The sequence below is a fragment of the Dactylosporangium maewongense genome (assembly GCF_039531485.1).
GTDB lineage: Bacteria > Actinomycetota > Actinomycetes > Mycobacteriales > Micromonosporaceae > Dactylosporangium > Dactylosporangium maewongense.
Window position 1 is genome coordinate 17,910 of sequence record NZ_BAAAQD010000053.1, and the last position, 17,742, is coordinate 35,651.

16 protein-coding genes are annotated in these 17,742 nt (G+C 74.1%); 3 read left to right on the plus strand and 13 right to left on the minus strand.

The genetic code is table 11. From position 1 onward, the window contains the following. Positions 1 to 19 precede the first annotated feature (19 nt). The 10 genes from ABD332_RS57445 to ABD332_RS57490 all read right to left on the minus strand — a co-directional run bounded on the left by ABD332_RS57445 (position 20) and on the right by ABD332_RS57490 (position 11,168). Positions 20 to 1,282 (minus strand): nucleotide sugar dehydrogenase, encoded by a 1,263-nt coding sequence (locus tag ABD332_RS57445; RefSeq protein WP_344515198.1) that lies wholly within the window; start codon positions 1,280 to 1,282, stop codon positions 20 to 22. Positions 1,283 to 1,378: 96 nt separating this feature from the next. After that, positions 1,379 to 1,996, minus strand: a complete 618-nt coding sequence (locus ABD332_RS57450; protein ID WP_344515200.1) for a hypothetical protein — start codon at positions 1,994 to 1,996, stop codon at positions 1,379 to 1,381. Positions 1,997 to 2,207: 211 nt separating this feature from the next. Next, complete coding sequence (locus ABD332_RS57455; RefSeq protein WP_344515202.1) at positions 2,208 to 4,016, minus strand: DUF4012 domain-containing protein; 1,809 nt, start codon at positions 4,014 to 4,016, stop codon at positions 2,208 to 2,210. After that, a complete protein-coding gene (locus tag ABD332_RS57460; RefSeq protein ID WP_344515204.1) occupies positions 3,997 to 5,217 on the minus strand; it encodes a glycosyltransferase family 4 protein in 1,221 nt (406 codons plus the stop codon). The genes ABD332_RS57455 and ABD332_RS57460 overlap by 20 nt, the downstream gene beginning before the upstream one ends. Next, the gene (locus tag ABD332_RS57465; protein ID WP_344515206.1) at positions 5,202 to 6,395 is read right to left on the minus strand and encodes a hypothetical protein; all 1,194 of its coding nucleotides are present in this window, start codon (positions 6,393 to 6,395) and stop codon (positions 5,202 to 5,204) included. The genes ABD332_RS57460 and ABD332_RS57465 overlap by 16 nt, the downstream gene beginning before the upstream one ends. Next, positions 6,385 to 7,680: a lipopolysaccharide biosynthesis protein gene (locus ABD332_RS57470; RefSeq protein WP_344515208.1), complete on the minus strand. Its 1,296-nt coding sequence runs from the start codon at positions 7,678 to 7,680 to the stop codon at positions 6,385 to 6,387. The genes ABD332_RS57465 and ABD332_RS57470 overlap by 11 nt, the downstream gene beginning before the upstream one ends. Then, positions 7,677 to 8,831, minus strand: a complete 1,155-nt coding sequence (locus ABD332_RS57475; protein WP_344515210.1) for a glycosyltransferase — start codon at positions 8,829 to 8,831, stop codon at positions 7,677 to 7,679. Before ABD332_RS57475 ends, ABD332_RS57470 begins: the two co-directional genes overlap by 4 nt. 8 nt (positions 8,832 to 8,839) lie before the next feature. Then, positions 8,840 to 9,463: an acetyltransferase gene (locus ABD332_RS57480; protein ID WP_344515212.1), complete on the minus strand. Its 624-nt coding sequence runs from the start codon at positions 9,461 to 9,463 to the stop codon at positions 8,840 to 8,842. After that, positions 9,460 to 10,062, minus strand: coding sequence for a sugar transferase (locus ABD332_RS57485; RefSeq protein WP_344515214.1), 603 nt, complete (start codon positions 10,060 to 10,062; stop codon positions 9,460 to 9,462). The genes ABD332_RS57480 and ABD332_RS57485 overlap by 4 nt, the downstream gene beginning before the upstream one ends. Then, the gene (locus tag ABD332_RS57490; RefSeq protein ID WP_344515216.1) at positions 10,059 to 11,168 is read right to left on the minus strand and encodes a DegT/DnrJ/EryC1/StrS family aminotransferase; all 1,110 of its coding nucleotides are present in this window, start codon (positions 11,166 to 11,168) and stop codon (positions 10,059 to 10,061) included. The genes ABD332_RS57485 and ABD332_RS57490 overlap by 4 nt, the downstream gene beginning before the upstream one ends. A gap of 12 nt (positions 11,169 to 11,180) precedes the next feature. Here ABD332_RS57490 and ABD332_RS57495 point away from each other — a divergent pair, with 12 nt between their 5' ends. Next, complete coding sequence (locus ABD332_RS57495) at positions 11,181 to 11,690, plus strand: arsenate reductase/protein-tyrosine-phosphatase family protein (RefSeq protein WP_344515218.1); 510 nt, start codon at positions 11,181 to 11,183, stop codon at positions 11,688 to 11,690. Here ABD332_RS57495 and ABD332_RS57500 read toward each other — a convergent pair. Then, complete coding sequence (locus ABD332_RS57500; protein WP_344515220.1) at positions 11,647 to 13,083, minus strand: tyrosine-protein kinase domain-containing protein; 1,437 nt, start codon at positions 13,081 to 13,083, stop codon at positions 11,647 to 11,649. The two genes, ABD332_RS57495 and ABD332_RS57500, sit on opposite strands and share 44 nt — an antisense overlap. A 150-nt stretch (positions 13,084 to 13,233) precedes the next feature. Here ABD332_RS57500 and ABD332_RS57505 point away from each other — a divergent pair, with 150 nt between their 5' ends. Next, positions 13,234 to 15,087 (plus strand): polysaccharide biosynthesis protein, encoded by a 1,854-nt coding sequence (locus ABD332_RS57505; protein WP_344515222.1) that lies wholly within the window; start codon positions 13,234 to 13,236, stop codon positions 15,085 to 15,087. Here the strand turns inward: ABD332_RS57505 and ABD332_RS57510 are convergent. Next, entirely contained in the window at positions 15,047 to 15,991 is a 945-nt protein-coding gene (locus ABD332_RS57510) for an NAD-dependent epimerase/dehydratase family protein (RefSeq protein WP_344515223.1), read from the minus strand. The two genes, ABD332_RS57505 and ABD332_RS57510, sit on opposite strands and share 41 nt — an antisense overlap. A gap of 131 nt (positions 15,992 to 16,122) precedes the next feature. Here ABD332_RS57510 and ABD332_RS57515 point away from each other — a divergent pair, with 131 nt between their 5' ends. Then, on the plus strand, positions 16,123 to 16,842 hold the full coding sequence (locus ABD332_RS57515; protein WP_344515225.1) for a phosphotransferase: 720 nt from the start codon (positions 16,123 to 16,125) through the stop codon (positions 16,840 to 16,842). Here ABD332_RS57515 and ABD332_RS57520 read toward each other — a convergent pair. Then, positions 16,835 to 17,701: an LLM class F420-dependent oxidoreductase gene (locus ABD332_RS57520; RefSeq protein ID WP_344515227.1), complete on the minus strand. Its 867-nt coding sequence runs from the start codon at positions 17,699 to 17,701 to the stop codon at positions 16,835 to 16,837. The two genes, ABD332_RS57515 and ABD332_RS57520, sit on opposite strands and share 8 nt — an antisense overlap. Positions 17,702 to 17,742: the final 41 nt, after the last annotated feature.

A 17,742-nucleotide genomic window follows, 5' to 3' on the forward strand; every position in this document is an offset into this window, starting at 1 on the left:
CCGCCGCAGGGTGAGAAACCTAGAGGCGTTCGACCGTCGCGCCGTGGCAGCGGGCCCGGGTGTCGAAGATGTAGCTCGCGTGCCGCTCGACCATGTCGTAGTCGAAGTCGTCGTGGTCGGTGAGCAGCACGACGGCGTCGGCGGCGGCCAGCTCGGCCGGGGTCAGGTCGACCAGCGTCACGCCGCTGACGTTGCCGGTGTCGCGCTGCGCCGCGTGCGGCTCGACGGCGTGCACCTCGGCGCCCTGCGCGACGAGCAGCTCGGCGACGGCGCGGGCCGGCGACTCGCGCAGGTCGCCGACGTTGCTCTTGTACGCGAGGCCCAGCAACAGGATCCGGCTGCCCCTGATCGGCTTGTACCGGTCGTTGAGGCCGGCGGCGAGGCGCTGCACGACGTAGCGGGGCATGCCCTCGTTGACGTCGTTGGCCAGCTCGATGAACCGGAAGCGCTGCCCGACCTCGCGCTTGACCTGCCACGACAGGTACGACGGGTCGATCGGCAGGCAGTGCCCGCCGACGCCGGGGCCGGGGTCGAACGCCATGAACCCGAACGGTTTGGTCGCGGCCGCGCCGATCGCCTCGCGGACGTCGACGCCGAGCTGGTTGGCGACGATGGCGAGCTCGTTGACCAGCGCGATGTTGATGTGGCGGAAGGTGTTCTCGAAGAGCTTCGTCAGCTCGGCCGTCCGCGGCGCGGAGACGGGCACCAGCCGCTGCACGAACCGCTGGTAGAAGCGCGTCGTGGCGACCAGGGACGCCTCGTCGATGCCGGAGACGAGCTTCGGGGTGTTGTCCAGGTGCCAGGTGGGGTTGCCCGGGTCGATGCGTTCGGGGCTGTAGCCGAGGAAGAAGTCGTCGGGCGCGCTGAGCCCGGAGGCGTGCTCCAGCAGCGGCCGCAGGACGGTCTCGGTGGTGCCGGGGTAGGTGGTGGACTCGAGGATGACCGTGCAGCCGGGCCGCAGGTGCGGGGCGAGCTGCAGCGCGGCCTGCTCGATGTGGCTGATGTCGGGCACGCCGTCGGTGAGGGGGGTCGGCACGGTGATCGCGCACGTGTCGAAGCCGGCGGCGTCCGCGTAGTCCTCGGTCGGGTGGTACCGGCCGGTCTCCAGCGCCCACGTGAGCAGGTCGTCCGGGACGTCCTCGACGAAGGAGATGCCGGCACCGAGGGACTTGACCCGGTCGGTGTCGACGTCGAGCCCGACGACGTCGTCGCCCGCCTCGACCGCTCGGATGGCGAGCGGAAGGCCGACGTAGCCCTGCCCGATGATGACTGTTTTGCCCATGATCATCCTAAGGGTGGGAACACTCGACCCGCCGGCCGAAACGAGGCCGACGGGTCGAACGCAGATGCGAGTTGGTGGTGTTGGTTGGTGTCGGTGTCAGGAGGCGCGCCGGCGGCGCATGACGAAGCCGCTGCCGGCCAGTGCGGTGAGGCCGAGCAGGCCCGCCAGCAGGTCGGCGCCCGGGGCGCCGCGGTGCTGCGTGTCGCCGGCGGCGAGGTCGGTGGACTCGGTGGCCGCGCCGGTTGACGAGGCCGTCGAGGACGAGTCGGTCAGGCTGGTCTCGTTGGCCGACAGCCGGAACGGGCTCCAGCCGCCGAAGAACGGGCCGAAGAAGCCGGCCGGCCGGTCGCCGCCGTCCCACTTGTCGCCCCCGCCGTCGTGGCGCACGCCGTTGCCGAGCGGCGTGCCGGCGAAGAAGTCGTCGCCACCGAAGCTGTAGTTGCCGCGCCAGGCGAGCACCCGCACGGTGACGGTCGCCGTCTGCTTGGACTTCTTGCCAGTGACCTTGATGGTGGCGTAGCCCGGCGAGGTGAGCCGGACGTTCGCCTCGAACCTGCCGTCGTCGTCCGTGCGGCGGTCGCCGCTCACCCTGGCGGGGAACGGGCCGTCGAAGCCGCCGGAGTGCCGGGTGACGCGGTACTGGACGCGGATCGAGATCGGCTCGCCGGGAAGGAACCGCTTCCCCGCGATGCAGACCACGCCACCGGTGCTCACAGAGGCCGAGCTCACCCTGAGGACCGGCTCGGGAGCCGGATAGGCAGCAGCGGCCGCTGCTCCACCGCCGGGTTCGGCGTGGGCGGCGGTCGGTGCTCCCAGCACTGCCGCCGCGACGATTGCCCCCGCGAGGGCGGTCAGTGCGGATCTTGTTCGGGGTCGCATGAATTTCACCGTAGACTTCGCATCACCCCGATATGGGCATTTTTCATCATTTGCCGCATCTCGGCGCGGATTGCAACCGAAGCGTCCACGGGGCGATGCCCGGGGTCGTGACGAGCCGCGGCGTGAACGCGGCCGACGGCGAGGGGAGCGGGCCCGTGATGAGGTTCAGCGCGAGCGTGCTGCTCTGCCCGGGCTTCAGGTCGACGGTGAAGACCGCCACGGTCCGGCCCAGCTCGAAGCCGCTGCCGTAGTCGACGGGCGCGCCGTCCTGCGTGGCGTCCACGGGCGCGCCGCCGGTCGGCATGTACACCATGACGTTGGTCCGGACCGTGTAGTCGCCGGCCAGCCCCAGCCCGAGCACGCTGCGCGGCAGTCCGCTCGTCGGCGCCGTCGAGCCGAGCTTCACGGTGAGCCGCAGGTGCCGCGAGCCGTCCTCCAGGCACTCCCCGGCGCTCAGCTCCGCCTCGCGGGTCAGGTAGTAGCCGAGCTTCGCGCCGGTGCCGTCGTTGAGGAACACCCCGACCGTCGGCCGGGCGCCGTCGTCGGCGGGCAGCGTGCCGGCGAAGACGGTCGCGGCGATCTCGGCCTGCTCCTCGGGGTGCGCGCTCCACGCGAGGAGCCGCCGCTCGTCCGCGGCCTTCCGCAGGGCCGGCACCAGCTTCGAGGTGTCCGTCAGCGCGCCCGTCAGCTTGTCGAAGACCGCCTTGGCGGCGTCGGCGAAGAAGGCGTCCTGCGACTTCTGGTCGGCGATCGTCAGGTACACCTCCGACAGCAGCCGCCGGACCGCCGTCGGCGCGGTGAGCGGGGGGCCGCCGGCCACGTCGACCGGTCCCGTCGCCTGCAGCAGGTAGGCGAGCGCGACCGGGTCCGTCGCGAGGACACCGTCGACCGTCTGGCCGGAGCGCAGCCGGTACATCTCGCGGTAGAGGGCCGCCGCGGTCGGGAAGTCCGGGGTGAGGTTCACGTCGGCGGGGAACCGGCCGAGCCGGTCGGTGTGCAGGTCCTCCTGGTCGGCGTCCAGCGGCAGGACGGGCGCGGCGAACTCGCGGATGTCGGTGGCGGCGGCGCCCTGCCGCTCGATGGTGATCGCGCCCTTGTCGACCCGCAGCACCACGAACGCGCCCGGCATCCCGCCGGTGGCCCGCACCTCGGCGAGGTTCTGGAAGAGCACCAGGTAGGTCCGGGGCGCGGTGGCGCCGAGCATCGCGGGCAGCAGCTTCGCGGCGCGGGCGGCCGGCGCGAGCAGCGGCGCGACCCGGCGCAGCGCGTCGTCGAGGCGCTGCACGGCGGCGCGGACCCGCCCGTCCAGCCCGCCGCGGTCGAGCGCGGCCAGCCGGGCCTGCGCGGCCCGTACCAGCGAATCCGCCGCCGCGAGCCGGGGCGCCGCACCGGTCACCGCCGCGAGGCCGTCCCGGCCGGCGAGCGTCGACTGCAGCCCGCCCGCGACGTCCAGCATCGGCGGGAGCACGCGGGTGGCGAGGTCGTCGACGATCCGGGCGACGGCCGCGACCGCCGTCAGGTCGTCGCCGGCCATCGGCGCCGACCGGCCCATGCCCCACGTCAGACCGGAGGTGTCGGACCGGGCCTCCGCCGTCTGCCGGCGCAGGTCGGCGGTGGTGCGCCGGGCAGCGGCGAGGTCACCGGCGCGCAGCGCGGTCTCCAGCGAGCCGACCAGGGTGGCGGCGCGCCGCAGGTGCCCGGCGGCGGACTCGGCGACGACCATCAGCCGCACCCCGGCGCCGGCGAGGAGCAGCAGCACGACGGCGACGGCGAGCACCACCTTGCGCCGCCGGGTCCGCAGCAGCGAACGCAGGTGGGCAGAAGCACCGGTGATCTCAGTCGAGCTGCCGTGCACCGCCGACGACCTCCTTGACCTTCTCTGGCTGGGTGATGACGCGCAGCGCGCGGTAGAAGTCGGCGCGGCGCCGGCCGAGGGTGTCGGCGGCGTAGTTGCGCGCCCGGGCGAGGTTGCGCACCGACGCGGCGGCGAGCGCCTCCGGGTCGGCGACCAGCGCGGTGATCGCGTAGGCGAGGGCGACGGGGTCGTCGGGCGGCACCAGGTGCGTGCGGTCGAGCAGCTCGGGGGTGCCGCCGACGGTGGTGCCGACGGCGGGCAGCGCCCTGGCCATCGCCTCGATCAGCGCCCGGGGCAGGCCCTCGGTGCGCGACGGCAGCACGAAGAGGTCGGCGTCGTCGAGGAACAGCCGCACCGCCGCGCCGGGCGGGACCGCGCCGGCGAACGCGACCCGCCCGCCGAGGCGCCGCTCCCGCACGAGCCGCTCCAGGTCGCGGCGGCAGCGGCCGTCGCCGAGGTGCACCAGGTGCGCCTCCAGGCCGGCCTTCACCAGCAGCGGCAGCGCCTCGATGAGGGTGTCGATCCCCTTGTACGGCTGCTCGAGCGAGCCGACGGAGACCAGCCGGACCGCGACCTTGGGCGAGCCCTCCACCCGGGGCCTGTCGACGAACGCGGCCTCGTCGAGCTGGATGCTGGAGTACGCGGCGGTCACCGCACCTGGCGCGGCCGGGTAGCGCGACTGCAGCGCCCGCTCGGTGACGTAGGCGACGGCGACGGCGCTGCGGCACTGCGCCCGCAGCCGGGCGGTGAACCAGGCGCGCAGCAGCGGGCGCAGCGGGTGGCGGATCGTCCCGGGCGCAAACACGTCGTAGGGGTCGCCGACGACCTCCAGACCAAAAGGCCGGGCCCCTCGGCGCAGCGCCCGGTGCAACAGGGTCCCGATCGCGGACGGCACCCGCAGCAGGACGGCGTCGCCGGGCTCGACGGCGGCGCGGACTGCGGCCCGCACCGCGCGCAGCCGCCGCAGGTACTGCAGCGGGCCGACGTAGTAGGGCACCGCGTGCACGGTGACGTGGTCGCCGTCGACGCGCTCGGCGTCCGGCTGCCGGCCGCCGCGCTCGGCGACCCGGGCCACGATCCGGACCTCGTCGAAGACGGCGAGGTAGCGCTGCCAGAAGTCGTACGCGGCACCGGTCGTGCTCCACACCCGCCCGTCGGGGGTGCGGGCGTACCGCTGCTCACAGCTCACGACGAGACGCATGCGGGCACCGCCTCCGGTTCCTCACTGGTCGGTTCTTCCACCCGGACCGAGACCAGGCGGAGCGCGCCGTAGAACAGCAGCCCGTACACGCAGGTCTTGAGCAGGCTGCCGCTCTCGCCGCGGAAGCCGTACATCCACGCGACGGTGAAGAGCACGCTGGCGTACGCGTAGACCGGCGCCCGGTCGAGCCGGTTGATCAGCAGCCGGTGCACGGCGGTGAGCCCGGCGAACAGCGCCGGGATCCCCCACAGCCCGAAGTTGAGGTACGCCTCGCCGGTGAGGGAGAAGCCGTACCCGGAGGCGCTGCCGGGCGCGTACCGGTCGACGAGCCACTGCGACAGCGCCGGCTGCGCGTGCCCGGGCAGCAGGTTGACGAGCGCGTGCAGGTAGGTGGCGCCACGCGCGAACGGCTCGACCGACGGCACGTGTGTCATCACCCACGTGTCGACGAAGAGCACCGAGCCCTGGTTGAGCACCTGGCTGGTGTCGGCGGGGCCGTCGCCGCGGAGGCTGAAGATCATGGTCGCGCCGACCAGCAGCAGCGCGCCGTAGCCGACCGGCCGGGCGAACGAGCCGCCGCGGGTCAGCTCGCGGTGCAGGATCAGGCTGAAGATCACGAAGACGAAGTCGCGCTCGCCGGTGCTGAGGCAGTAGACGACGTAGACGGCGAAGTTCAGCCGGTACGTGAAGCGCCCGGCGCCGCTGCCGCCGGCCATGTAGTACAGCGCGCAGGCGAACATCTCGAACAGCAGGTAGTCGTAGTGGCCGGGCCCGGCGACGTCGATGCGGTCGAGCTTGGTGCCGGCGAGGAAGCTGGTGCCGCCGAGCACGAGGACGGTCGTCGCGTAGAGCGTGAGCAGGGCGAGGACGACGGGCAGCAGCGGGAAGCGGTGGGTGGTCGCGGGCGCGGCGATGTCGTGGCGCTGGCGCACCAGCAGGCCCGCGGCCAGGACCCCGGCGAACGCGAGCAGCAGGCCCAGCGCCGCCCGGCCGATCAGGGCGGTGTTGGTGCCGAAGTAGATCGCCCCGCCGAGCAGGTAGCTGACGACGGGCCCGAAGCCGAAGAGGAAGAAGTACGCGGCGACGTAGGCGAGGACGTCGCGGACCCCGCCGACGAGCAGCAGCACCGGGATCACCAGCCCGGCGAGCAGCACCGCGTACCAGGGATCAAAGGTCACGCCGCAGCAGCTCCCACTTGAGGCCGGCGTGGACGGCGGCGGCCGCGACGGTCGCCCAGGCCGCGCCGGCGACGCCGTAGCGGGGCACGAGCACGAGCGCGGCGAGGACCGTGGCGGCGAGGACGGCGGCGTTCACGGCGAGCTGGCCGGTGAAGCGGCGCACCGCGGACAGGGCCGCGTCGAGCACGAAGCAGCTCGCGGCGACGGCGGTGGCGATGGTGAGGACGGTGAGGGTGCCGGCCTCGTCGGCGTACTCCTCGCCGTAGACGGCGCGCAGCACCTTCGCGCCGAAGAGCTCCGCGGCCCAGACGGCGACGACCCCGGCGACGGTGATGCCGATGAGCGACTGCCGCACGAGCGCGGCGAACCGCTCCCGGGCGCCGGCCGCGCGCAGCTCGACGAGGCGCGGCAGGAGCGTCTGCGCGACGGCGGAGACGAGCAGGTTGCCGGTGAGGACGAGGTAGCCGGCGGCGGCGAACGCGCCGAGGGCGGCCGCGCCGAGGCGGTCCTGCAGCGCGTACCGGGGGACGTTGGCGGTCAGGGAGGTGATCCCGGAGGCGAGGCCGAGCGGCAGCGCCGTCCACACGAGCGCCCCCGGCCCGGGCGGGCTGAACCGGTGCGTGTGCCGCTTCGGCGGGTCGGCCTTCAGGCTCGCCTTGGCGGTGGCGTCCAGCAGCCGGGAGGCGAGCGGCGCGCAGAAGCCGAGCCAGGCGATCAGCGAGCCCATCGCGGAGCCGGCGGCGGCCCAGGCGACGCTGCCGGTCGCGGCGAGCAGGACGCCGGTGAGGGCGATGGTGAGCGCGCCGTTGGCGAGCTGCGCGACGGCGATGCCCCGCTGGTCGTGGTGGCGCTGCAGCAGGCCGAGGTAGATGTCGCCGACGCCGTCGAACGCCTTGGCCAGGCCGACGAGGACGACGACCGCCGGCGGCAGGTCGAAGGCCCACACGGCGACGCCGATCGCGGCCGTCGCGGCGGCCATCCCGGCGAGCCGGACCCGCAGGTACCGGCGGAACGGGTGCTCGTGGAAGGTGTCGGTGACCAGGACGGTGCGCAGCGACAGGTTCGCCAGCAGCACCACCGGGGCGCCGACGGCGAGGCCGAGGGCGTAGTCGCCGACCATGGACTCGGTGCCGAGCCGGGCGACGACGACCAGGACCAGCCACTGGCACAGGGCGTAGCCGGCGTTGCCGACCACCCCCCAGCCGACGTTGCCGGCGAAGGACGGCCGGCGCTTCGACGGGGCGGCATGGCGGACGGGCGTCTTCGGTGACCGCAGCTGTGTCATCTTCGGACGACCCGTTCCAGCACGTCGGCGACGGCCGCGGCGGCCGGCCCCTCGGCGAACCTGTCGACCACCAGCTCCCGGCTCAGCGCCCCGCGGTGGCGCAGGGTGCCGGCGAGGAACTCCGCGTGCGCCTCGTGCAGCGCGGCGACGAGCGCGTCGACGTCGTCGCGGGGCACCAGCCAGCCGGACGAGGGGTCGACGGTCTCCGGCAGGGCGCCGGCGTCGGACACGATGCTCGGCACGCCCATCGCGCCGGCCTCGCGGGCGGCGCCGTGGTTCTCCGACAGCGACGGGCTGACGCTGACGTCGGCGGCGGCGTAGCAGTCGCGGACGTCGAGCGTGGACTCGTGCCAGTCGACGCCGCCGCGGCCCCGCTCCCCGGTGACGCCGAACCGGCGCATGAGCTGCTGCCGGTAGGCCTCGCCGGCGGCGTCGAACCCACCGCCGAGCAGGATCAGCCTGGCGTCGGGGACGTCGCGGCGGAAGCGCCGCCACGCGGTGAGCAGGATGTCGTGGCCCTTGATGCCGCGGCCGCGGTGGGTGAGCCACTTCGGCGGGTACACGTAGGCGACCATGCACGCGGTGAACGTCGTGTCGGCGAGGCCGAACGCGTCCCGGCACGCGGCCCGGTAGGCGGCCGACGGCGGCGAGAAGTGCTCGACGTCGGTGCCATAGTGGACCGGCACGACCCGCGAGTCCGGCATGCCGATGGCGCGGTAGAGGGTCGCGGTGTGCCGGCTGCCGCTGATGACGACCTCGTCGCGGCGGCACAGGACCCGCTCGACGGTGCGGATCAGCGGCGACTCGAGGAACAGCGGGCCGGGCACCATGTGCACGCGCCGGGCGGGCAGGCCGACGCTGGCGATCCGGGCGGCGAGCGCGGACGCGTACAGGTGGTAGTGCAGCACGTCCGGGGCGAGCGCGCGGAGCTGGCCGCGCAGCCGCAGCAGACCGGCGGCGGTGGCCGGGGTGGGGCGGAACCGGAAGTCGAACCCGGACTGCACGACGTCGATCCCCCGGTCGTGCAGCGCCTTGCGCAGCTGCCCCTCGCTGCCGGGCGGCAGCACGGCGACGACCTCGTGGCCGCGCCGGCGCAGCTCGTCGAGCTGCGGCACGGTCCACCGGCCGCCGTCGTCCGTCTTGATGATCATCGCGACCTTCACCGCGCCGGAACCCCCTTCACGGTCGCCTTCGGCTCGACGTCGCGGGTGACGCACGCGCCCGCGCCGACGGTGGCGCCCTCGCCGACCCGCAGGCCCTGCAGCACGCAGGCGGTCGTGCCGATCAGCACCTCGGACCCGATCCGGCAGTCGCCGGAGATCGCGGCCAGGGGGTTGACCTGGACGAAGTCGGCGAGCTCGGTGTCGTGGCCGACGGTGCAGTTCTGGTTGAGGTGCACGTGCCGGCCGATGCGCACGTCGGTGGTGACGCGGGCGCCGGCGAACGCGACGAACCCCTCGCCGAGGAACGCGTCCGGCCCGATCGTCGCGGCCGGGTGGATCAGGGTGGCCGCGGCGAGGCCGTGCGGCCGCAGCTGCTCGTCGAGGCGGGCCCGGATCCGCGGGTCGCCGATGCCGATCACGTAGCCGATCGAGGGGCGCTCCTCGCCGAGGCGGGTGCTGGGGCCGAGGAACGGCACGCCGAGCGCGGTCACCCGGTCGAGGTTGCGCTGGGTGGGGCTGTCGTCGACGAACCCGCGCACGGGCATGCCGGCGGCCCGGGCGATGGTCAGGATCTCCCGGCCGTGGCCGCCGATGCCGACGATGACGAGACCGTTCCTCACGCCTGCCGCCCTTCCGGCACGGCGCGCAGCTCGTGGTTGGTCGCGGAGCCGGCCGCGGTGACGCCGTCGCGGCGCACGACCGTGCGGACCGTCGCGGCCAGGATCCGCAGGTCCATCCGCAGCGACCGGGCCCGCACGTAGTGCAGGTCGTGGGCGAACTTCTGCTCCCACGTGAGGTTGTTGCGGCCGAGGACCTGGGCCAGGCCGGTGATGCCGGGCCGCACGTCGTGCCGGTGCGCCTCCTGTTCGGTGTACCGGCCGAGGTACGCCACCGGCAGCGGGCGCGGGCCGACGAGGCTCATGTCGCCGCGCAGGACGTTCCACAGCGCGGGCAGCTCGTCGAGGCTGGTGGCGCGCAGGAAGCGGCCGGCGGCGGTGAGCCGCTCCGCGTCGCTGCCCGGGTCGAAGCCGCGCGGGGACGGGCGCATCGTGCGGAACTTGACGAACGTGAACGGCCGCCCGTGCAGGCCGGTCCGCTCCTGCCGGAACAGCACCGGCGACCCCATCGTGCAGCGGACGAAGACGGCGGTGGCGGCGATGACGGGGGCGAGGACGACCGTGGCGGCGGCGGCGCCGGCGAGGTCCAGGGCGCGGTTCACAGGAACTCGTCGATCGCGTCGAAGACGCGCCGCTGGGCGGCGTCGCCGAGCTGCGAGCCGCTGGGCAGCGCCAGGCCGGTCGCGAAGAGGTGGTCGGCGGCGCCGGTCAGCCAGCTGCGGGCCTGGCGGTACACCGGCTGCCGGTGCATCGGCTTCCACACCGGCCGCGTCTCGATGTCGTGCCGAGCGAGATGCTCACCGAGCGCCTCGGCGGACCAGCCGGACTCGCGCTCCTCGACCGCGACGACGGTCAGCCAGCAGTTGGATCCGTGTTCGCCGTCGCCGACGATCCGCACGCCGGGCACGCCGGCGAAGGTCTTGGCGTAGCGCTCCCGCAGCTGCCGCCGCCGCGCGAGCATCCCGTCGAGGCGGGACAGCTGCGCGCGGCCGACCGCGGCGAGCAGGTTGCTGAGCCGGTAGTTGTACCCGACGTCGGCGTGCTCGTAGTGCGGCACCGGCTGCCGGGCCTGGGTGGCCAGGTGGCGGCAGCGCTCGGCGAGCGCCGCGTCGTCGGTGACGAGCATCCCGCCGCCGGACGTCGTGATGATCTTGTTGCCGTTGAACGACAGCGCCGCGGCCCGCCCGAAGGACCCCGCTGGCCGGCCGTCCCGGGTCGCGCCGAGCGCTTCGGCCGCGTCCTCCAGCAGCGGTACGTCCACTTTCAGGAGTGACTCGTGGTCGGCGCAGGTGCCGAAGAGGTCCACCGGGACGACCGCGGCGACGCGCCTGCCCTCGCGGCGCAGGTCGGCGACGGCCCGCTCGGCGAGGGCGGCGTCGATGTTGCCGGTGTCGGGCTCGCTGTCGACGAAGACGGGCTCGGCGCCGGTGTAGACGACGGCGTTGGCGGTGGCCGCGAAGGTCAGCGTCGGCACGATCACCGTGTCGCCCGGGCCGACGCCCATCGCGAGCAGCGCCAGGTGCAGCGCGGCGGTGCCGGAGCTGACGCCGACGGCGTGCGCGGTGCCGCACCGCTGGGCGACCTCGGCCTCGAACGCGTCGAGATCCGGCCCGACGGGCGCGACCCAACCGGAGCGTAAGGCGTTGACGAGGTAGCGCTCCTCGGTGCCCGAGATGTCGGGCGCGGACAGGAAGATGCGTGAGTTCATCGGGGGCTTTCCATGCTGTTCGTCTGCCGGGCCAACCTGTGCCGCTCGGCCATGGCCGAGCGGCTGGCCCGGGCCGGTGGCCTGGACGCCGCGAGCGCCGGCACGCACGCGATGCCTGGTCTGGACATGCCGCCTGAGGCGAAGGCGGTGCTGCTGGAGCGGGGCGCGGACCCCGCGGGCTTCGCCAGCCGGCGCGTCGACGCCGCGCTGCTGGCCGGCGCCGACCTGGTGCTGACCGCGACGCGGGCGGAGCGGGCGCACTGCGTGACGCTCGCCCCGGCGACGGCGGCGCGGACGTTCACGCTGCGCCAGTTCGGCCGGTACCTGGCGGCGCTGCCGCCGGAGCCGACGACGCTGCGCGACATCGCACGGGTGCGGGGGCGGCTGCGGGCGGGCTCACCGCTCGACGACGACCTGACCGACCCGTTCGGCGGCCCGGTCGAGGGGTTCCGCGTCTGCGCCGGGACGATCGCGGACATCATCGCCCTCCTGGCCGGCCGGCCGCGTCGAGATCCCGGGTGACCGGCGCCGGCTTGCCGGCGGCGGCGGCCTTCAGCAGCGGCACGCCGGCCCGGGTGCCGTAGTAGGCGTAGGAGTAGGCGTCGTCGCCGCCGGACTTCGCGCCGTTGAGCACGCAGCCGAAGAGCCGGGCGGAGACCGCGTCGATGGCGAGGACCGCGGAGCGCACCTGGGTGACGGTGGTCTTGCCGGCCCGGGTGACCAGCACGGCGCCGTCGGCGCGGCTGGCCACGACCGCGGCGTCGGTGACGACGAGCAGCGGCGAGGTGTCGACGACGACGTAGTCGAAGTCCTCGCCGGCGGTGGCGAGCAGCCGGGCCATCTGCTGCGAGCCGAGCAGCTCGCTCGGGTTGGGCGGGATCGAGCCGCTGGCGAGCACCCACAGGTCGCGGTCGCCCCACGGCTGCGCGGCGGTGTCCAGGTCGACCTGGCCGACGAGCACGTTGGTGAGGCCGACGGCGCCCTCCAGGTCGAGGTACTCGGCCAGCTTCGGCCGCCGCACGTCGGCGTCGATCAGCAGGACGCGGTGCCCGTTCTCGGCGAGGACGATCGCGAGGTTGCAGGCGATCGTCGACTTGCCCTCGTCGGGCAGCGCGCTGGTCACGACGATGCAGCGGGCCCGCCGGTCGGGGTCGACGAACTGCAGGTTGGTGCGCAGGTGACGCATCGCCTCGCCGCGCGGCGACCAGGTGGCGTCCTCCAGCAGGAGCGGCTCCTGGCGGGCCCGCGGGTCCAGCGGCACGGTGGCGAGCACGGCCTTGCCGCCGGCCTGCCGCAGCGCGGTCGCGGAGCGGACGCTGCTGTCCAGGATCTCCCGCAGGACGGCGCCGGCGGCGCCGACGAGCAACCCCATCAGCAGCGCGACGGCGAAGTTGCGGGCGGGCTGCGGCGAGACGGGGTCGGTGCCGACGCGGGGGCCGGTCACCACGTCGACGCGGACGGTCGGGCTGTCGCCGCCCGGCGGGGTCTCCAGGACCGCGACGAGGGCGGCGAACTGCGTCGCGACGGACTCGGCGATGCGCAAGGCGCGGTCGCTGCGGGTGTCCAGCACGGTGATGTCCAGCAGCACGGTGTCGGGCACGGTGCGCGCGCTGATGCGTGCCTTGACCCCGTCGGCGTCCAGGCCGACGCCCGGGTCCGTGGCGACGGCGCGGGCGAGGCGGTCGCTGGTGACGAGGTTGACGTAGGACCGGGCGCGCTGCTGCGAGAACAGGCCGCCCTGGTAGGCGTCGGTCACGCCGCTGCTCGGGGTGCTGACGAAGAACGTCACCGAGGCGGCATACGTCGGCGCGGTGCGCGCGGTGATCACGACCGCGGCGACCAGGGCCAGGCAGGCGGTCGTGGCCACCAGCCACCAGCGTTTCCGGACCGCGCTGACATAGTCGCGCAGCTCCATACGCCATGACCTCCCGTGTTCGCTTCTTCACGAAGAGTGACATGTTGTCGTGACGCAGGAGGTGAAACGGTCTAATTTCCCCAATCCGGTTTTACCGGGATCTCATCTGCCAAATCGTGAAGAATGGTCGCCGTGTCGAAGGGGGAACCGATGGACGACCACAGGCCCTCCGGGCCCGCGGACTGGCCCGCCGACCTCTGCGCCTGGGCCGGCGGCCTCGCGCTGGCGATCACGATCGGGCCGGACCGGCCGTCGCTGCTCACCGCGGGCGCCGCGATCGTCCTGGCCGCCGCGGCGCACACGGCGATCGCGTGGCCGGTCCACCTGTACCGGCGCCGCTACGGCCACGGGACGCTGCCCGAGCTGCGGGCGCTCGCGCTCACCGTCGCCGCGACCGGCGGGCTGCTGTGGGTCGCCGGGGTCGCCCCGGCGGCGGTCGCCGGGGTCGGTGCGATGGCCACCCTGCTGGCGATGGTCACCGGCCGCGCGGCCGGCCGGCTGCGGCGCGAGCGGCGGCTGCGGGTCGCCCCCTCCGCGCAGGCCGTGCCGGTGCTCGTCTACGGCGCCGGCGCCGCCGGCCACCGGCTGCTGCGCTCGATGGCGCACGACCCGCACTGCCGCTACCGGCCGGTCGGCATCGTCGACGACGACCCGGCCAAGCAGAACCTGCGCGTCGAGGGCGTCGCCGTGCTCGGCGGGCGGGCCTCGCTCGCCGCCGCGCTCGCCCGGACCGGCGCCGAGGTCGTCATCTTCGCCATCCGGGCCGACGACGGCGCGCTGCTGCGCGACGTCCGGGCCGTGACGACCGCCGCGCGGCGCGACCTCAAGATCCTGCCGTCCATCGACGAGAGCCTCGACGGGCCCGTGGGGGTCGCGGAGATCCGCGACGTGCAGCTGTCGGACCTGCTCGGCCGCCGCCAGATCGACACCGACCTGGCCGCGATCGGCGACTACCTGGCCGGCCGGCGGGTCCTCGTGACCGGCGCCGGCGGCTCGATCGGCTCCGAGCTGTGCCGGCAGCTGCACCGCTTCGGCCCGGCCGAGCTGATGATGCTCGACCGCGACGAGTCGGCGCTGCACGCGGTGCAGCTGTCGATCCACGGCCGGGCCCTGCTGGACAGCCCCGAGCTGATCCTCGCCGACCTGCGCGACGCCGGCTCCATCGCCGCGGTCTTCGCCGAGCGCCGGCCGGAGGTGGTGTTCCACGCCGCCGCGCTCAAGCACCTCACGCTGTTGGAGCGGCACCCGGCCGAGGCTTTGCAGACCAACGTCCTCGGCACGCTCAACGTCCTGTCGGCGGCCGCCGCGGTGGGGGTCGAGCGCTTCGTGAACATCTCCACCGACAAGGCCGCCAACCCGATCAGCGTCCTGGGCTACACGAAGCGGATCACCGAGCGCCTGACCGCGCACCGCTCGACCGTCGCGGCCGGCACGTTCCTCAACGTCCGGTTCGGCAACGTGCTCGGCAGCCGCGGCTCGGTCGTCACCGCCTTCCAGGCGCAGATCGCCGCCGGCGGGCCCGTCACCGTCACCGACCCGGACGTGACCCGCTTCATGATGACGGTCCAGGAGGCCGTGCAGCTGGTGATCCAGGCCGCCGCGCTGGGCGCCGGCGGCGAGGCGCTCGTGCTGGACATGGGCACGCCCGTGCGGATCGACGACCTGGCGCACCAGCTCGCCGCGCAGGCCGAGCGGCCGGTCGACTTCGTCTACACCGGCCTGCGGGACGGCGAGAAGCTGCACGAAGAGCTCTTCGGCGCCGGCGAGATCGACCTGCGGCCGCTGCACCCGCTCATCTCGCACGTCTCGGTGCCGCCGCTCGACCCGTCGCTGGCCCTGGCGCTGGACGTGCGGTCCTCGCCGGCGGCGCTGGTCGGCCAGCTGGCGGACCTGTGCGTGGTGCCGTCCGTCGAGCCCGCCGCCCCGGCGAGCGCCGCCACCGCCGCGCTGCCCGGGGTGGCGCCTATCGCGGTGCCGACGCTATCTGCCGCTCGTACCAGCTGACGGTCTCGGCGAGGCCCTGGTCGAGCGGGACCGGCCCGTGGCCGGGGAAGAGCTCCCGCAGCCGGGACGACTCCGCCTGCGAGTCGCGCACATCGCCGGGCCGGGCGGGGTCGAAGACCACCTCGACCGGCCGGTCGACCAGCCCGCGGATCTTGTCGATCAGGTCGACCAGCGACGTGCGGGTGCCGAACGCCAGGTTCACCGGGGTCGGGCTGGTCACCCGGCGCACCGCGGCGTCGGTGAGCAGCCGCGCCACCGACCCGACGAACGTGAAGTCCCGCGTCTGCCGCCCGTCGCCGTGGACGTGCAGCGGCTGCCCGCGCAGCGCCGCGTCGGCGAACGTCGGGATGACCGCGGCGTAGGCGTGACCGACGGACTGCAGCGGCCCGTACACGTTGAAGAACCGCAGCGCGAGCACCGGCAGGCCATAGGTGGCGCCGTAGGCCAGCACCGACGACTCGGCCGCGAGCTTGCTCGCCGCGTACGGGCTCTGCGGGCGGGTCGGCAGCTCCTCGTGCTTCGGCAGGACCTTCGTCGGCCCGTACACCGAGGACGAGGACGCCGTGATGATCGGCGTGCCGCCGCGCCGGCAGGCCTCCAGCACGTGCATGGTGCCGGTGGCGTTGACCAGGTGGCTGCGCAGCGGGTCCGCGACGGACCGCGGCACCGACGGCCGGGCGGCCAGGTGGATGACGACGTCGGCCCGCTCGACCGCGTCGTCGATCGCGGGCCGGTCCAGGATGCTGCCGGTGATCAGCGTCGCGCCGACGCCGTCGAGGTTGCCCTCACTACCGGTGCTCAGGTCGTCGAACGCCACGACCTCGTGCACGGCAGGGTGGGTGACCAGCTCCCGGCACAGGTTTCCCCCGATGAACCCCGCGCCGCCGGTGACCAGAACTCTCATCAACCGGTGCAACGGCGACCGGGCGGAGCAGGTGACGCCACGGACGAGGTCACCGTTTTTCCGGATGAACCCGTCCTTTCGGACAGCATCGAGGTCTGCGAATCCCGAAGATCCGTGAGACGTTGGTGGGCATGACCGAACAGCAGCTCGCCGGCGGCGGCGTCAACCAGGTCGTCCGGGTCGGCGCGACGGTCCGGCGCCCGGCCGGCGCGTGGAGCCCGCGGATCCATCAGCTCTTCGAGCACCTGCAGACCCGCGGCTTCACCGGCGCGCCCCGCTCCTTCGGCACCGACCCGCTGGGCCGCGACGTCTTCAGCTACCTGCCCGGCGACGTCGGCCACGACCCGTGGACGCCCGCCGTCGCCGGCGACCCCGCCCTGACCAGCGCCGCCCGGCTGCTGCGGGCCTACCACGACGCGACCGCCGACGTCGCCGCGAGCTGGCGCGACGGCTGGCAGCAGCCGGCCCGCGAGCCCGTCGAGGTCGTCTGCCACAACGACGCCGCCCCGTACAACTGCGTCTACGACGGCGACCGCGCCATCGGCCTGATCGACTTCGACGGGGCGGCCCCCGGCCCGCGCTCGTGGGACCTGGCGTACGCGGTCTACCGCTTCGTCCCGCTCGGCTCCGCCGCCGGCGAACGCACCGCCGAGCGCCTCGACCTGTTCTTCGACGCGTACGGCGCCGACCCCGCGCTGCGCGAGGCCGCGCTCGCGTCCGTCGCGCCCCGCCTGCGCGCGCTCACCGACTACATGCGCGCCGAGGCCGCCGCCGGCAACGAGGCGTTCGCCGCCCACATCGCCCGCGGCGACCTCGAGCACTACCTGCGCGACATCACCCTGCTCAGCTGAGGTCCATCCGCGGGAGGACATCCTTGGCGAGGGCGGTGGCGAACTCGACCGGGTGACGGTCGGGCATGGTCATGACCTCGGTGACGCCGAGGCGGGCGTAGGCCTCGACGTCGCGGAGCCAGGCGTCCGGGTCCTCCAGCGGCGGGCGCGTGACCAGCACGGTCTTGACGATCCCGGCGTAGTCGCGGCCCTCGGTGTCGCAGTGGCCGCGCAGGACGTCGAGCTTCGCGGCGACGTCCTCCGGCGTGGAGCCGAAGAGGTTGCAGGCGTCGGCGTACTTCGCGACCAGGCGCAGCGTCTTCTTCTCGCCACCGCCGCCGATCATGATCATCGGGCGGGCGCGGCCGAGCGGCGGCGGGGAGTTGAGCGTCTCCGTCAGCCGGTAGTGGGTGCCCTCGAAGGGGCCGTTGTCGTCGCTCCACATCTGCAGGCAGATCCGCAGCGTCTCCTCGAGGCGCTCGAAGCGCTCGGCCACCGGCACGACGGGCACGCCCAGGCCGCGCTGCTCGCGCTCATACCAGGAGGCGCCGATCCCGAGCCGCGCCCGACCCGCCGACAGCACGTCCAGCGTGGTGACGATCTTCGCCAGGAGGCCCGGGTGGCGGTACATCACGCCCGTCACCAGCAGGCCCAGCGTCATGCGCTCGGTGAGGGCCGCGAGGTAGCCCAGCGTGGTGTAGCCCTCCAGCATCGGCTCCTCGGCGGGCGCCATGCCGTCCATCTGGAAGTAGTGGTCCATGACCGTGAAGGACGCGACCCCCGCCTGCTCGGCGATGAGGGCGGTCTCCCGCAGCGTCGGCGCGATGGCCGCCGGGTCGGCGGGTGTCGAGAAGTTCCAGTAGTGCAGCCCCAGCTTCATGGGTTCAATCATTGTCCCGGATCGCCGGGGTTGCGGCGATC

Coding starts and splice junctions, on each gene's coding strand:
- ABD332_RS57445 (WP_344515198.1), bottom strand. CDS start 1,282: ATGGGCAAAACAGTCATCATCGGGCAGGGCTACGTCGGCCTTCCGCTC.
- ABD332_RS57460 (WP_344515204.1), bottom strand. CDS start 5,217: ATGCGTCTCGTCGTGAGCTGTGAGCAGCGGTACGCCCGCACCCCCGAC.
- ABD332_RS57470 (WP_344515208.1), bottom strand. CDS start 7,680: ATGACACAGCTGCGGTCACCGAAGACGCCCGTCCGCCATGCCGCCCCG.
- ABD332_RS57475 (WP_344515210.1), bottom strand. CDS start 8,831: ATGATCATCAAGACGGACGACGGCGGCCGGTGGACCGTGCCGCAGCTC.
- ABD332_RS57490 (WP_344515216.1), bottom strand. CDS start 11,168: ATGAACTCACGCATCTTCCTGTCCGCGCCCGACATCTCGGGCACCGAG.
- ABD332_RS57495 (WP_344515218.1), top strand. CDS start 11,181: ATGCTGTTCGTCTGCCGGGCCAACCTGTGCCGCTCGGCCATGGCCGAG.
- ABD332_RS57500 (WP_344515220.1), bottom strand. CDS start 13,083: ATGGAGCTGCGCGACTATGTCAGCGCGGTCCGGAAACGCTGGTGGCTG.
- ABD332_RS57505 (WP_344515222.1), top strand. CDS start 13,234: ATGGACGACCACAGGCCCTCCGGGCCCGCGGACTGGCCCGCCGACCTC.
- ABD332_RS57510 (WP_344515223.1), bottom strand. CDS start 15,991: ATGAGAGTTCTGGTCACCGGCGGCGCGGGGTTCATCGGGGGAAACCTG.
- ABD332_RS57515 (WP_344515225.1), top strand. CDS start 16,123: ATGACCGAACAGCAGCTCGCCGGCGGCGGCGTCAACCAGGTCGTCCGG.
- ABD332_RS57520 (WP_344515227.1), bottom strand. CDS start 17,701: ATGAAGCTGGGGCTGCACTACTGGAACTTCTCGACACCCGCCGACCCG.